Here is a 13993-nt window from a genome sequence, read left to right as displayed (position 1 = left end):
ACCTGCTGGAGAGACATGACCTACCCGAAATCCGCGTTCGGACCCGCCGCCGACGCTTCGCCGAGCTCAGGGCAGGCGGGCGCCGCGCCTGTCGTGCCGAGCCCGCGGTTCCCTGCGATCGAGGACGACACGCTCGCGTTCTGGGCCGCGGACGACACCTTCCGCGCATCCATCGCGCAGCGAGAGGGCGCCGAGGAGTGGGTGTTCTACGACGGGCCTCCCTTCGCGAACGGCCTCCCGCACTACGGCCACCTCCTGACCGGTTACGCGAAAGACCTCTTCCCCCGCTTCCAGACGATGCGCGGCAAGAAGGTCGACCGCGTGTTCGGGTGGGACACGCACGGCCTTCCCGCTGAGCTCGAGGCGATGAAGCAGCTCGGGATCACCGAGAAGGACGACATCGAGCGCATGGGGGTGGCCACCTTCAACGCGAAGGCACGCTCGTCGGTGCTGCAGTACACGCGCGACTGGGAGGAGTACGTCACGCGCCAGGCGCGCTGGGTCGACTTCGAGCGCGGCTACAAGACTCTCGACCCCACGTACATGGAGTCGGTGCTGTGGGCGTTCAAGAGCCTCCACGACAAGGGTCTGGCCTACGAGGGCTACCGCGTGCTGCCGTACTGCTGGCGGGATGAGACGCCGCTGTCCAGCCACGAACTCCGCATGGATGACGACGTCTACACCTCGCGCCAGGATCCGTCGGTCACGGTGACCTTCCCCCTCGTCGGGGCGAAGGCGGAGGTGCTGGGCCTCACCGGCGTCCGCGCCCTGGCATGGACCACCACGCCGTGGACGCTGCCGACCAACCTCGCGTTGGCCGTGGGCCCCGGCATCCGTTATGTCGTCGTCCCCGGCGGCCCGGACGGCGCCGCCGACGTTCACCGCCCTTCGACAGGCTCAGCGACCGAGCAGGCCGACGACGCGATCGAGACGTCGGCGCACCGGTACCTGCTCGCCGAGGAGCTTCTGCCCGGCTACGCCAAAGATCTCGGGTACGCCTCCGCCGAGGATGCGGCAGCCGCCGTGCAGCAGACGGTCCTCGGCTCGGAGCTGGAGGGCGTCGCGTACGACCGCCTCTTCGACTACTACGCCGACGCCGACACGTGGGGCACGGGCGACGCGTGGCGCGTGCTGGTCGACGACTACGTCACGACCACCGACGGCACCGGCATCGTCCACCAGGCCCCCGCCTACGGCGAGGACGACAAGCGCCTGGCCGACGCCGCGGGCATCCCCACGATCCTGTCCCTGGACGACGGCGGACGGTTCCTCCCCGCCGTCGGCGATGTCGCCGGGATGCTGTGGATGGACGCGAACACGCCGCTCATCCGCCTCCTCCGCCAGAGCGGACGCCTGGTCCGCGAGGCCAGCTACGAGCACGCGTATCCGCACTGCTGGCGGTGCCGCAACCCGCTCATCTACAAGGCGGTGTCGAGCTGGTTCGTGCGCGTCACCGACATCAAGGACCGCATGATCGAGAACAACGCTCAGATCACGTGGGTTCCCGACAACGTCAAGGACGGTCAGTTCGGCAAGTGGCTCGAGGGAGCGCGGGACTGGTCGATCAGCCGCAACCGGTACTGGGGCTCGCCGATCCCCGTGTGGAAGAGCGACGACCCCGAGTACCCGCGGGTGGATGTCTACGGTTCGCTCGCCGACATCGAAGCCGACTTCGGTCGTCTGCCCCGCAACGCCGAGGGCGAGGTCGACCTGCACCGCCCGTTCATCGACGAGCTGACGCGCCCGAACCCGGATGACCCCACCGGGCGCAGCACGATGCGCCGCATCGAGGACGTGCTGGACGTGTGGTTCGACTCCGGGTCGATGCCGTTCGCCCAGGTGCACTATCCCTTCGAGAACCACGAGTGGTTCGAACAGCACGCACCGGCCGACTTCATCGTCGAGTACATCGGGCAGACGCGCGGCTGGTTCTACGTCATGCACGTGCTGTCGACCGCGCTGTTCGACCGGGCGGCGTTCAAGGCGGTGTCCGCGCACGGCATCGTGCTCGGCAACGACGGACAGAAGATGTCCAAGTCGCTGCGCAACTACCCCGACGTCCGCGAGGTGTTCGACCGCGACGGCTCCGACGCGATGCGGTGGTTCCTCATGTCGAGCTCGGTGCTCCGCGGCGGAAACCTCGTCGTCACGGAGGAGGGGATCCGCTCCGGCGTGCGGGAGTTCCTGCTGCCGCTGTGGAACGCGTGGTACTTCTTCGCGACCTACGCCAACGCAGCGACCGCCGACGGCTCTTCGACGGGCTCAGGGACCGGGGGGTACGAGGCCGAATGGCGCACCGACTCCACCGACGTCCTCGACCGCTACATCCTCGCGCTGACCGGAGAGCTCGTCCGTGGCGTGGCGGCCGATCTGGAGGGGCTCGACTCGACGACCGCGAGCGAACGGCTGCGGGACTTCGGCGAGGTGCTGACCAACTGGTACATCCGCCGCTCGCGCGACAGATTCTGGCTCGGTGTCCGCGAGGACGACCCGACCTCCCGGGAGGCGTTCGACACGCTGTACACCGTCCTGGAGACCCTCACGAGAGTCGCGGCGCCGCTCCTGCCGCTCGTGACCGAGCGGATCTGGCAGGGCCTCACCGGCGGACGGAGCGTCCACCTGACGGACTGGCCGGACGCCGACGCCTTCGGGGCAGCCGAAGACATCCGCGCGGCGATGGATGCCGTCCGTGATGTCTCCAGCGCGGCCAACGCACTGCGGAAGAAGGAGGGCAAGCGGGTCCGGCTCCCGCTCCCGCGTCTGACGGTGGTCATCGAGAACGCGCACGCCCTCGCCCAGTTCGAGAACATCCTCGCCGACGAGCTCAACGTCAAACGCGTCGACCTCGTCGAACTGCAAGCCGCCACCGCCGCCGAGTACGGCATCACCCACCGGCTGACGGTGAACGCGCGTGCCGCGGGACCGCGTCTGGGAAAGCAGGTGCAGCAGGCCATCCAGGCCGCCCGATCGGGCGACTGGACCGAAGCCGACGGGGTGGTCAGCGCAGGCGGCATCGCACTGGAGCCGGGCGAGTACGACCTGGTGGTCCAGACCACCGGCCGGCCGGAGGGTGAAGCGCTTGCCGTGCTGCCCACGGGTGGGTTCGTGCTGCTGGACACCACCACGAACGAGGCGCTCGAGGCCGAAGGGCTGGCCCGCGACGTGATCCGCGCGGTGCAGGACACCCGCAAGGCCGCCGGATTCGACGTCAGCGACCGCATCCGCCTCGTCCTGACCTTCGACGACCCGGCCGACGCGGCTGCCGTCACGACCGCCTTCGACGTGGCCGACATCGCCGGGGAGACTCTGGCCCGGGAGGCCTGCGTGGTCGCCGACGGCGCCACCGTCCTCGCCCGGGGAACACTGCGCTCCACCCCCGACGTTGAAGCGGAGCACACCGGTCGGTTCGACGCCCGCGCTTACGCCAACGCAGGAGCGTTCCGCGTCGGGGTCACCCGGCTGGCGACGGAGGACAACGAATGAACGATCGCTCACGTGCCGACGCGGTGTACGCCGCCCTCCTCCAGCGGCAGGGGGAGCAGTGGGTGCAGCCGCGCGTGGAGCGCACTCGACGCGTGCTGGAACTGCTGGATGACCCGCAGCGGACGTACCGGGTCATCCATGTCACCGGCACCAACGGGAAGACCTCGACGAGCCGCATCATCGAGAGCCTCGTGCGCGCGCTGGGTCTGCGCACCGGGCTGTTCACGAGCCCCCACCTGGAGCGGTTCACCGAACGGATCATGATCGACGGCGAACCCGTCGCCGATGCCGCGGTCGCCGACGCGTGGGAGGAGATCACGCCGTTCGTCGACCTCGTCGACGCCGAGCTCGCCGCCGCCGGTGACGCGCCGCTGACGTTCTTCGAGCTGCTCACGGTGCTGGCGTTCGTCGTCGCCGCGGACGCGCCCGTGGACGTGCTCGTCCTGGAAGTGGGCATGGGCGGGTCGTGGGACTCGACCAACACCGCCGACGGGGACGTCGCCGTCTTCACACCGGTCGACCTCGACCACACCGATCGGCTGGGCGGAACGCTCGCGGAGATCGCGCGGGTGAAGTCGGGGATCATCAAGGACGGCGCCGCCGTGGTGTCGGCCCGGCAGGACCCGGCGGTCGTCGCGGTGCTGCGTGAGGCGGCCGCGGCACGCGGCGCCACGCTCGCTTTCGAGGGGGAGGAGTTCGCCCTCGCCGAGCACCGGCTCGCCGTCGGCGGCCAGCAGATCTCGGTGCGCGGTCTCGCCGGCACCTATGCCGAGCAGTACCTGCCGCTGTACGGCGCACACCAGGCGGCGAACGCGGCTCTGGCCATCGCCGCGGTCGAGTCGCTCATCGGGGGCGCGACACAGCCGCTGACCGACGAGGTGGTGGGCGACGGACTCGGGCAGGTCACGTCTCCGGGTCGCCTGCAGCTGGTGGGGGCGCATCCCACCGTGGTCGTGGACGCCGCGCACAACCCGCACGGCGCCCGCGCACTCGTCACCGCCCTGCAGGAATCGTTCGATGTGGACGAGTGGGGCGTCGTGCTGGGTGTCCTCAGGGACAAGGATGCGGTGGGCATCATGGCGGCGCTGGCGCCGATCGCCGCCCACGTCTTCGCCACCGCACCGGATTCGGAGCGGGCGAGCGATCCCGACGCGATCGCGGATCTGGCCGAGGCGGCGGGGCTCGCGGTCACGGTGCACCCCGGCCTGGAAGACGCCGCGGACGCCGCACGGGAGTGGGCGGCGTCATCCGATCGCCGCGCGGTCGTGGTCGCCGGCTCCGTCGTGCTGGCCGGCGAGACCGTGCGGGTGTCGGAGATCGAGGGCTGGAAGGACGGGTGGCAGGCGTGACGCCCCGCGAGAGGCGCCCCAGGGGGGCGGCAGAATCCCTGGGTTCGGTCGTCCTCGGGTTCGAGTCGATCGTGGTGTTCCTCGGCGGTCTCGTCGTGTACGGCCTCCGGGCGCTGCCGCCGGGACTCGAACCGTGGTGGGGCGTGGTGGGTGGCACCGTGCTGGCGCTGCTCATGATCCTCACCGCGGGGATGCTGAGGCACCGCTGGGCGATCGCGCTGGGCTGGGTGCTGCAGCTCCTCCTCGCCCTCGGCGCGATCCTGCTTCCGGCGCTGGTGCTGGTCGCGCTCGTTTTCGGTGCCCTGTGGGCGTATGCGACGATCAAGGGGGCTGCGCTGGACCGACGCAACGCCGCCGCTGCCGCGCAGCGGGAAACCTCGAACGGAGAATGAACATGGCGACCGAAGAGACTCTCGTCCTGGTGAAGCCCGACGGGGTGGCCCGTGGCCTGACCGGTGCGATCCTCGCCCGGATCGAGGCGAAGGGCTACGCCCTGGTCGACATCCGTCTGGTGGAGCCGGACCGCGCGCGGCTCGAGCGGCACTACGCCGAGCACGAGGGCAAGCCGTTCTACGAGCCGCTGCTGGAGTTCATGATGTCCGGCCCCGCCGTCGCCATCCGCCTCGCCGGCAATCGCGTCATCGAGGGCTTCCGCTCGTTGGCCGGCACCACCGACCCGACCACGGCTGCGCCCGGCACGATTCGCGGTGACTACGGTCGCGACTGGGGCCTGGCGGTCGCGCAGAACCTCGTCCACGGCAGCGACAGCCCGGAGTCCGCCGCTCGTGAGCTGGGGCTCTGGTTCCCCTGACCCCCAGGCGGCCGCTGGCGTGACTACAGCGACTGGATGACGTGCAGCTGCAGCTCGGCGATGACGGCGATGACGGCGTAGCTGAGCACCGCCAGCAGCGGCATCCACCCCATGAGGGTGCCGGCCGCGCGGCGTACGCCGGCGGGGGCGGGGACGATCCCGGTGCGCAGCACATGCAGGAGCACCGCGTAGAACGACGGGATCGTGACGACCCACGTCACCATGCACCACGGGCACAGCGTCCCCAGCGCGAAGATGCTCTGCCAGATCAGCCAGACCACGAACACGAAAGCCCCCGCCATCCCGAGGGTGAACAGCCACCAGAACCAGGGGGCGAAGCGTGCACCGGCCAGGATCGCCACGCCGACCAGGACGGGCGCCACCCATCCGGTCAGGCCCAGGATCGGGTTGGGGAATCCGAAGATGCTTCCCTGCCACGAGTCGAGGTTCGCCCGGCACTGGATGAGGACGCTGAAGTCGCACGATGCCGCCGCTCCCGGGTTCGCCAGCAGGTGCAGGCGCTCCATGGTGAGCGAGAACGCCGCCCACCAGCCGACCGCCCCGGCCAGGATCAGCCAGACGGCCAACGCGGTCGGGCGCGCGGGGGAGTGCGTGGTGCTCATGCGTCGGATTATGGCATCGCAGGCTGGACGAATTGTCGCCGCCCATCGGGGGAAAATGCGGCCGGCTCGGAGCGGTGACTGCAGGAGGCGGCAGGAAGTGCGATAATGGAGGATGATGCACCGCGGCCGCGCCGCAACCGCATCACGACAGACTTCGGGCGATGGACGCCCTTCGCAGTACGAGCTTCGAGCCGACTGCAGACCGCGAGAGTTGGTGGCACCGCCGGGTGCGGCGCCGCATGAGTTCCGGGCGACGCGCGGCGTCGCCCACAGGGAGTTAGCCAGAGATGGCCGATGCAACAGAAAACCAGCCGGAAGCCTCGGACGAGACCGTCGACGCTCCGAACCTCACCGACCTGTCGCTTGCGGAGGCGGAAGCCGCCGCGGTGATCGAAGCAGTCGCTGCCGTCGAGGGGGATCCGGGCGCCCCCGCGGCGCTCGGCCTGCCGGACGGGGATGACGCGGATGCCGCGCCCTCCGAGAGTGCGCCGCCCCCGGCGTTCGAGGAGTTCGCGCCCGCCGAGCCCGACGCGGCCGGATCCTCTGACGAGCCGCCCGCGGCGGCCGAGCCCGCCGCCCCTACGGGGCCGCCCACCGCGGTGTCGCTGGGTCTCCTGCCGGAGACCTTCGTGTCGACGGTGAGCACCGCGCTGCACTTCTACGCCCCCGAGGTCCCCGTGCTGCCGCCGTCCCTTCCGGTGGAAGAGGAGGTCAGCCTTCCCGCGAACGCGCGTCGGCGCAACCGCCGCCGCGGAGCGGGTGCGGACGAGCCGGGCGAGCAGGAGCAGCCGCCGGCACCGCGTCAGCGCACCGTCGAGTACATCACCGAGCCGCAGCGCATCAAGGGCTCCACGCGGCTGGAAGCCAAGAAGCAGCGCCGCCGCGACGGCCGCGAAGCCGGTCGTCGGCGACCCGTGGTGACCGAGGCCGAATTCCTCGCGCGCCGGGAATCCGTCGATCGCGTCATGGTGGTCCGCTCCAAGCACGGCCGCGTGCAGATCGCCGTCCTCGAGGACAACGTGCTCGTGGAGCACTACGTCGCGCGCAACCAGGACGCCTCGCTCATCGGCAACGTGTACCTCGGCCGCGTCCAGAACGTTCTGCCCAGCATGGAGGCGGCGTTCGTCGACATCGGCCGGGGCCGTAACGCGGTCCTCTACTCGGGCGAGGTCGATTGGGATGCGGCGGAGACCGGAAACCAGCCGCGCCGTATCGAACTGGCCCTCAAGTCCGGCGACCGCGTCCTCGTGCAGGTGACCAAGGACCCGGTCGGGCACAAGGGCGCCCGGCTCACGAGCCAGATCTCCCTTCCCGGTCGCTACCTCGTGTACGTACCCGGTGGCGCGATGAACGGGATCTCCCGCAAGCTCCCCGACACCGAGCGGGCGCGCTTGAAGAAGATCCTCAAGGAGGTGCTCCCCGAGTCCTCCGGCGTGATCGTGCGAACGGCGGCCGAGGGCGCCACCGAGGAGCAGCTGACGCGCGACGTGCAGCGGCTCACCGCGCAGTGGGAGCACGTCTCGAAGCAGGTCGAGTCGATCCAGGCGCCCGCTCTCCTGCACTCCGAGCCCGACCTCCTGGTCAAGATCGTCCGTGACGTCTTCAACGAGGACTTCACCAAGATGCTCATCCAGGGAGAGGACGCCCAGCAGACGATCACGTCGTACCTGGCCGGCGTTGCCCCCGACCTTCTCGAGCGTGTCGAGTCCTACGACGCCGACGGCGATCCGTTCGACGAGTTCCGCGTCACCGAGCAGATCGAGAAGGCCCTCGACCGCAAGGTGTGGCTCCCCTCGGGCGGTTCCCTCGTGATCGACCGCACGGAGGCGATGACGGTGGTCGACGTCAACACGGGGAAGTTCGTCGGCTCCGGCGGAAACCTCGAGGAGACGGTCACCAAGAACAACCTCGAAGCCGCGGAGGAGATCGTCCGGCAGCTCCGTCTGCGAGACATCGGCGGCATCATCGTGGTCGACTTCATCGACATGGTCCTGGAGTCCAACCGCGATCTGGTGCTGCGTCGCCTCGTGGAGTGCTTGAGCCGCGACCGCACCAAGCACCAGGTCGCCGAGGTCACGTCCCTCGGCCTGGTGCAGATGACGCGGAAAAAGCTCGGCCTGGGGCTGCTCGAGACCTTCAGCGAGCCGTGCGAGGTGTGTGCAGGACGCGGTGTCGTCGTGCACCACGACCCGGTCGTGAAGCACCGCTCCGGTGGCGCTGCCGCGTCGAGCGGGTCGTCCAACCGGCGCGGACGCACCAACGGCAACGGCAACGGGAGTGGCAACGGCGGCTCCACCGGCACGCACGTCATCACCGAGGGCGTGAAGTCGGCCCTCGCGCAGATCGCCGCATCCACGATCCAGGCGGTCGTCGGCGGTGCCCCGGAAGCGCCGGCCGAACCGGCCGTGGCAGAGGAGGCGCCCGACGATCAGATCGTCGAGGCCCCCGCGCGCAAGGCGCGCAAGAAGCGGCCGGACTCCGCGGCGAAGACGCAGCGCACGGAGAAGGACCTGCTGCTGGACTCCGTCCTGCAGGCCCTCCCCGAGCCGAAGGCACCGGGTCAGGGGCGCTCGCGTCGACGGGTCACCACGGCGGCTCTGAGCGGCACCCCCGTCCAGGCGGCCCAGGTCGACGAGTCCTGAGCGGTCAGCGGTTCCGGCGCCGATCGCGCGCCGGAACCCGCAGGCCCGACGCGAGGAGCCTGCGGACCAATTCGTGCCCGTCGACGGACTGGGCGCCCCCCGCGACGAGCCGCTGGTGCTGGTCCTCGGGGACGTCGTAGTGGTCGAGGTCGAACCCGCGGCGGGGGATGCCGTGCTGCCGCGCGAACGCGTGGAGCTCGTCCAGATCCGTGTCGCTGACCAGGTGCGCCCACAGCCGCCCATGCGCCGGCCACATCGGCTCGTCGATCAGGATCACCACGCCAGCGATCCTATTCGGAGGCCCTCGACACGCGGCGAAGCCCGCCGCTTTGCCACTCGTCCGGGCATCAGCTAAACTCGACCCTTGGTGCGTTGTGTTCGCCTCCTTCGTGGCGGCGATTTCGCGGTTCGTGGACAAGCCGGTAAACGGTGAGACGAAAAACCGCACCGAGTCTTCCGTCATCAGACAACTTGGAGCAGTGCGCTCCCGAATGAAACAGGTGTGAAGTGGTTTACGCAGTTGTGCGCGCCGGCGGCCGGCAGGAGAAGGTAGAGGTCGGCACGGTTGTCGTTCTCGACCGCCTCGCCGCGTCGGTGGGCGACAAGGTGCAGCTTCCCGCGGTGCTCCTCGTCGACGGCGACGCTGTCACGACCGACGCCGACAAGCTCGCGAAGGTGACCGTTACCGCCGAGGTCCTCGGTGAGGAGCGCGGTCCGAAGATCGTGATCCAGAAGTTCAAGAACAAGACCGGCTACAAGAAGCGCCAGGGGCACCGTCAGGACCTCACGCGCGTCAAGATCACCGGCATCAAGTAAGCCAGGGAGACGTAGAGATGGCACACAAGAAGGGCGCAAGCTCCACTCGGAACGGTCGCGACTCCAACGCCCAGCGACTGGGCGTCAAGCGCTTCGGTGGCCAGGTCGTCGGTGCAGGCGAGATCATCGTCCGCCAGCGCGGCACTCACTTCCACCCCGGCGCCAACGTGGGCCGCGGTGGCGACGACACGCTGTTCGCTCTGTCGGCCGGCGCTGTCGAGTTCGGCCGCAAGGGCGGCCGCAAGGTCGTCAACATCGTCGTCGCGGCGGAGTGACCCGGAGCATAGACACGGTTTCCCGAGGGGGTGGGCGTACGCCCACCCCCTCGCTCCGTTGCCCGCCCCCATCGCTTCGCCCCGCATCCGCCTCTCACGCACGAAGGGAACCCACATGGTCACGTTCATCGACCAGGTGACGCTGCACCTGCGCGCGGGCAAGGGCGGCAACGGTTGCGTCTCGGTCAAGCGCGAGAAGTTCAAGCCGCTCGCCGGCCCCGACGGCGGTAACGGCGGGCACGGCGGAGACGTCGTTCTGGTCGCCGACCCGCAGGTCACGACGCTGCTGTCCTACCATCACTCGCCGCATCGCTCCGCGGGCAACGGCGGCTTCGGGATGGGGGATCACCGCTCGGGTGCGCTCGGCGAGTCGCTGGAGCTTCCCGTGCCCGTCGGCACGGTCGTGAAGACGGCGGACGGCGAGACGCTCGTGGACATGATCACGCCGGGCATGCGGTTCGTCGCCGCCCCCGGTGGACAGGGCGGGCTCGGCAACGCCGCGCTGGCCTCCACCAAACGGAAGGCTCCCGGATTCGCTCTCCTCGGCACACCCGGGTGGGAGGGCGACCTCGTCCTCGAGCTCAAGACGGTGGCCGACGTCGCGTTGGTCGGATTCCCCTCCGCGGGCAAGTCGAGCCTCGTCGCCGCCGTCTCGGCGGCGCGGCCCAAGATCGCCGAGTACCCGTTCACCACGCTGCATCCCAACCTCGGCGTCATCCAGGCCGGTGACGTGCGGTTCACGATGGCCGACGTCCCCGGGCTGATCGAAGGCGCAAGCGAGGGGCGCGGGCTCGGACTGGAGTTCCTTCGCCATGTCGAGCGTTGCACCGCCCTCGTGCACGTGCTGGACTGCGCCACCCTCGAGCCCGGTCGCGACCCGCTCACCGACCTCGACGTCATCCTCACCGAACTGGCCGCCTACCCGGTTCCCGAGGGACAGATCCCGCTCCTCGAGCGACCGCAGCTGATCGCCCTGAACAAGGTGGATGTTCCGGAGGCGAAAGACCTCGCGGCCCTCGTCCGTCCCGATTTGGAAGCGCGCGGGTTCCGCGTGTTCGAGATCTCCACCGTGTCGCGCGCGGGTCTGCGCGAACTCACCTTCGCCCTCGGCGAGCTCATCGAGCAGCACCGGGCAGAGCTGGCTGCGGCGGAACCCGCCGAGCGCATCGTCATCCGCCCCCAGGGCTCCGACCGTGACTTCACCGTGCGCGTCGAGGGTGGCACCTACGGACCGGTGTACCGCATCCTGGGCGCGAAGCCCCTGCGGTGGGTGCAGCAGACCGACTTCCAGAACGACGAGGCCGTCGGTTACCTCGCCGATCGTCTCGAGCGCCTCGGCGTCGAAGACGAACTGTTGCGCGTAGGCGCGACGCCCGGCGCCACCGTCGTCATCGGCGAAGGCGACGGGGTCGTCTTCGACTGGCAGCCCTCGCTCTCGTCGGCGGCCGAGCTCATGACCGCACCGCGCGGCACCGACCCTCGTCTGGATGAGAGCACCCGCCGCAACACGGCGCAGCGCCGCGCGCGCTACCACGAGCGGATGGACGCCAAGGCCGATGCGCGCGCCGAACTCGAGGCCGAGCGGCTGACGGGACGGGACGGACAGGGCGCATGACCGCGCTCACGCGCACCGATGTGCCCGGCGCGAACCGGGTCGTGGTGAAGGTCGGGTCCTCCTCGATCAGCGGCGACAACGCCCACCGCATCGACACGCTCGTGGAAGCTCTCGCGTCAGCGCACGCCCGGGGCACCGAGATCGTCCTGGTGTCGTCGGGGGCCATCGCCACGGCGCTGCCGTTCCTCGAACTCGCCGGTCGCCCGAGCGACCTCGCGACCCAGCAGGCGGCGGCGGCGGTCGGCCAGAACGTCCTGATGTGGCGCTACCAGACCTCGCTCGACCGCTTCGGGCTGCTCGCCGGCCAGGTGCTGCTGACGGCCGGAGATCTGGAGAACCGCACGCCCCGCTCGAACGCCCGCCGGGCCATGGAACGGCTGCTGGGGCTGCGCGTCCTCCCGATCGTCAACGAGAACGACACCGTGGCCACGCACGAGATCCGCTTCGGCGACAACGACCGTCTCGCGGCGCTGGTCGCCGAGCTCCTCGGTGCGGACGCCCTCATCCTGCTGAGTGACATCGAATGCCTGTACACGCGTCCGCCGGGGGAGCCGGGGTCACGCCCCATCCACACCGTCGAATTCGGCGACGATCTGCAGGGGTACCAGTTCGGGAGTGTCGTGGTGAACAGCGTCGGCACCGGGGGAGCGGCGACGAAAGTGTCGGCGGCCCGTCTGGCGGCGTCCTCCGGAGTCGGGGTGCTCGTCACCAGCGCCGACCTGGTGGGAGACGCTCTGGACGGTCGCGACATCGGCACCTGGTTCGCTCCCGACCCGCAGGCTGGCACCCCCGCGCCCACGGGCCCCGTCGGAACGGTCGCCACGCCCCGTCGGTAGACTGTGCGGATGACCATCGTCGCGACATCGGCCCGCGAGCGGATGCTGCTCGCCAAGGACGCGGCGCGCTTCATCGGCCTCCTCGACGGCGACCGCAAGCAGGCGATGCTCCGCGCCATCGCGGCGCGCCTGGAGGCGGATGCCGCACTGATCGTGGCCGCCAACGCGGAAGACCTCCAGCGTGGGCGTGACAGCTCGATCGGCGACGCTCTGCTGGACCGGCTGCGTCTGGACGAGCCGCGGGTGGCCGCCCTCGCCGCTGCGGTGCGGGACATCGCCGACCTTCCCGACCCGGTGGGCCGCGTGCTGGACGAACGCACCCTGCCCAACGGCCTGCGCCTGCAGAAGGTCACCGTTCCCTTCGGCGTGGTCGGCACGATCTACGAGGCACGCCCGAACGTGACCGTCGACATCGCCGCGCTCGCCCTGCGCTCGGGGAACGCCGTGGTGCTGCGCGGCGGCAGTGCCGCCGAGCAGACCAACGCCGCTCTCGTCCGCAGCATGAGGGCAGCCCTCCTGGAGTCGGGCGTCGATGCCGAAGCCGTACAGACGGTCGACGAGTTCGGACGCGAGGGTGCGCGCGCGCTGATGCAGGCGCGGGGCATCGTCGACGTCCTCATCCCCCGCGGCAGCGCACGGCTCATCGAGACGGTGGTCACGCAGTCGCAGGTGCCGGTCATCGAGACCGGCGCGGGCGTCGTCCACATCGTTCTCGACGCCAGCGCCCGGGCGGACTGGGCCCGCGACATCATCGTGAACGCCAAGGTGCAGCGTCCCAGTGTGTGCAACGCCGTGGAGACCGTGCTCGTGCACCGCGACGCGGCCGACCGCGTGCTGCCGGACGTTCTCAGCGCCCTGGAGGACGCCGGCGTCACCGTGCACGGCGATGACGCCGTGGTGCGCCTTCATCCCAGCGCCGTGCCCGCGACGGAGGAGGACTGGGCCGCCGAGTACCTGAGCCTCGACGTCGCCATCCGCGTGGTCGACGACCTCGACGATGCCCTCGCTCACATCCGCCGGTACTCGACCCACCACACCGAGTCGATCGTCACGGACGATGCCGGCAGCGCCGAGCGATTCCTCGCCGAGGTGGACTCGGCCGTCGTCATGGTGAACGCCTCGACCCGATTCACCGACGGCGGAGAGTTCGGCTTCGGTGCCGAGGTGGGCATCTCGACGCAGAAGCTCCACGCGCGCGGGCCCATGGGACTGGCCGAACTGACCAGCTCGAAGTGGCTGGCGCGCGGCGAAGGGCAGATCCGCGCATGAGCGCACTAAAATGGCAGGGCGCGTCGCGCTCGACCCGAACGGAGACCCGATGACCACCGCCACGTTGATCGCCATCGCTGCTGCGGAGGCGGAGCACCATGGGAACGTCGCCCTGGAGACGTTCTGGTATGGCGCGGTGGCGCTGGCCGTCTTCGCGTTCCTGGGGATCGTGACGCTGTCGTATCGCAACGTGGCCAACCGCCACGCCCCCAAGGCGGAGGCCTACGCGCGCACCCACCCCGCCCCCACCCGCGAAGGACACGGCCACTAGGCC

General features: G+C 70.1%; 13 protein-coding genes. 11 read left to right on the top strand and 2 right to left on the bottom strand.

The annotated features are described in order from the left end of the window. The first annotated feature begins 15 nt into the window (after positions 1-15). Genes ileS through ndk form a run of 4 tightly spaced genes read left to right on the top strand, consistent with a single transcriptional unit; the run spans position 16 to position 5643 of the window. Positions 16-3483, top strand: coding sequence for an isoleucine--tRNA ligase (gene ileS, locus AC2DFQ_RS04040; RefSeq protein ID WP_484533012.1), 3468 nt, complete (start codon positions 16-18; stop codon positions 3481-3483). Beyond that, entirely contained in the window at positions 3480-4832 is a 1353-nt protein-coding gene (locus tag AC2DFQ_RS04035) for a bifunctional folylpolyglutamate synthase/dihydrofolate synthase (RefSeq protein ID WP_484533011.1), read from the top strand. The genes ileS and AC2DFQ_RS04035 overlap by 4 nt, the downstream gene beginning before the upstream one ends. Further along, positions 4820-5224 (top strand): DUF4233 domain-containing protein, encoded by a 405-nt coding sequence (locus AC2DFQ_RS04030; protein WP_484509118.1) that lies wholly within the window; start codon positions 4820-4822, stop codon positions 5222-5224. The genes AC2DFQ_RS04035 and AC2DFQ_RS04030 overlap by 13 nt, the downstream gene beginning before the upstream one ends. A gap of 2 nt (positions 5225-5226) precedes the next feature. Continuing rightward, complete coding sequence (ndk, locus tag AC2DFQ_RS04025) at positions 5227-5643, top strand: nucleoside-diphosphate kinase (protein WP_484533010.1); 417 nt, start codon at positions 5227-5229, stop codon at positions 5641-5643. Positions 5644-5666: 23 nt separating this feature from the next. Here ndk and AC2DFQ_RS04020 read toward each other — a convergent pair whose 3' ends face one another. Beyond that, a complete protein-coding gene (locus AC2DFQ_RS04020) occupies positions 5667-6266 on the bottom strand; it encodes a vitamin K epoxide reductase family protein (RefSeq protein WP_484533009.1) in 600 nt (199 codons plus the stop codon). 287 nt (positions 6267-6553) lie between these two features. On the opposite strand from AC2DFQ_RS04020, the gene AC2DFQ_RS04015 reads away from it, so the two are divergent. Continuing rightward, complete coding sequence (locus tag AC2DFQ_RS04015; RefSeq protein WP_484533008.1) at positions 6554-8908, top strand: Rne/Rng family ribonuclease; 2355 nt, start codon at positions 6554-6556, stop codon at positions 8906-8908. A gap of 4 nt (positions 8909-8912) precedes the next feature. On the opposite strand, the gene AC2DFQ_RS04010 is transcribed toward AC2DFQ_RS04015, so the two are convergent. Continuing rightward, the gene (locus AC2DFQ_RS04010) at positions 8913-9188 is read right to left on the bottom strand and encodes a DUF4031 domain-containing protein (RefSeq protein ID WP_484533007.1); all 276 of its coding nucleotides are present in this window, start codon (positions 9186-9188) and stop codon (positions 8913-8915) included. Positions 9189-9415: 227 nt separating this feature from the next. On the opposite strand from AC2DFQ_RS04010, the gene rplU reads away from it, so the two are divergent. From rplU to AC2DFQ_RS03980, 6 genes are all read left to right on the top strand, one after another. Beyond that, the gene (gene rplU, locus AC2DFQ_RS04005) at positions 9416-9724 is read left to right on the top strand and encodes a 50S ribosomal protein L21 (protein WP_484509123.1); all 309 of its coding nucleotides are present in this window, start codon (positions 9416-9418) and stop codon (positions 9722-9724) included. A gap of 17 nt (positions 9725-9741) precedes the next feature. Continuing rightward, positions 9742-9999, top strand: coding sequence for a 50S ribosomal protein L27 (gene rpmA, locus AC2DFQ_RS04000; RefSeq protein WP_484509124.1), 258 nt, complete (start codon positions 9742-9744; stop codon positions 9997-9999). Between the two features lie 115 nt (positions 10000-10114). After that, the gene (gene obgE / locus AC2DFQ_RS03995; protein ID WP_484509125.1) at positions 10115-11614 is read left to right on the top strand and encodes a GTPase ObgE; all 1500 of its coding nucleotides are present in this window, start codon (positions 10115-10117) and stop codon (positions 11612-11614) included. Beyond that, positions 11611-12450: a glutamate 5-kinase gene (gene proB, locus AC2DFQ_RS03990; protein WP_484509126.1), complete on the top strand. Its 840-nt coding sequence runs from the start codon at positions 11611-11613 to the stop codon at positions 12448-12450. Before obgE ends, proB begins: the two co-directional genes overlap by 4 nt. A gap of 9 nt (positions 12451-12459) precedes the next feature. Continuing rightward, on the top strand, positions 12460-13719 hold the full coding sequence (locus tag AC2DFQ_RS03985) for a glutamate-5-semialdehyde dehydrogenase (protein WP_484533006.1): 1260 nt from the start codon (positions 12460-12462) through the stop codon (positions 13717-13719). 49 nt (positions 13720-13768) lie between these two features. After that, complete coding sequence (locus AC2DFQ_RS03980; RefSeq protein WP_484533005.1) at positions 13769-13990, top strand: hypothetical protein; 222 nt, start codon at positions 13769-13771, stop codon at positions 13988-13990. The last annotated feature ends 3 nt before the right edge of the window (positions 13991-13993 follow it).

This window comes from Microbacterium sp. Z11_20, from assembly GCF_057197605.1.
Note: the sequence above shows the minus strand (reverse complement) of the source record. Positions and strands in the feature narration are given on the sequence as shown.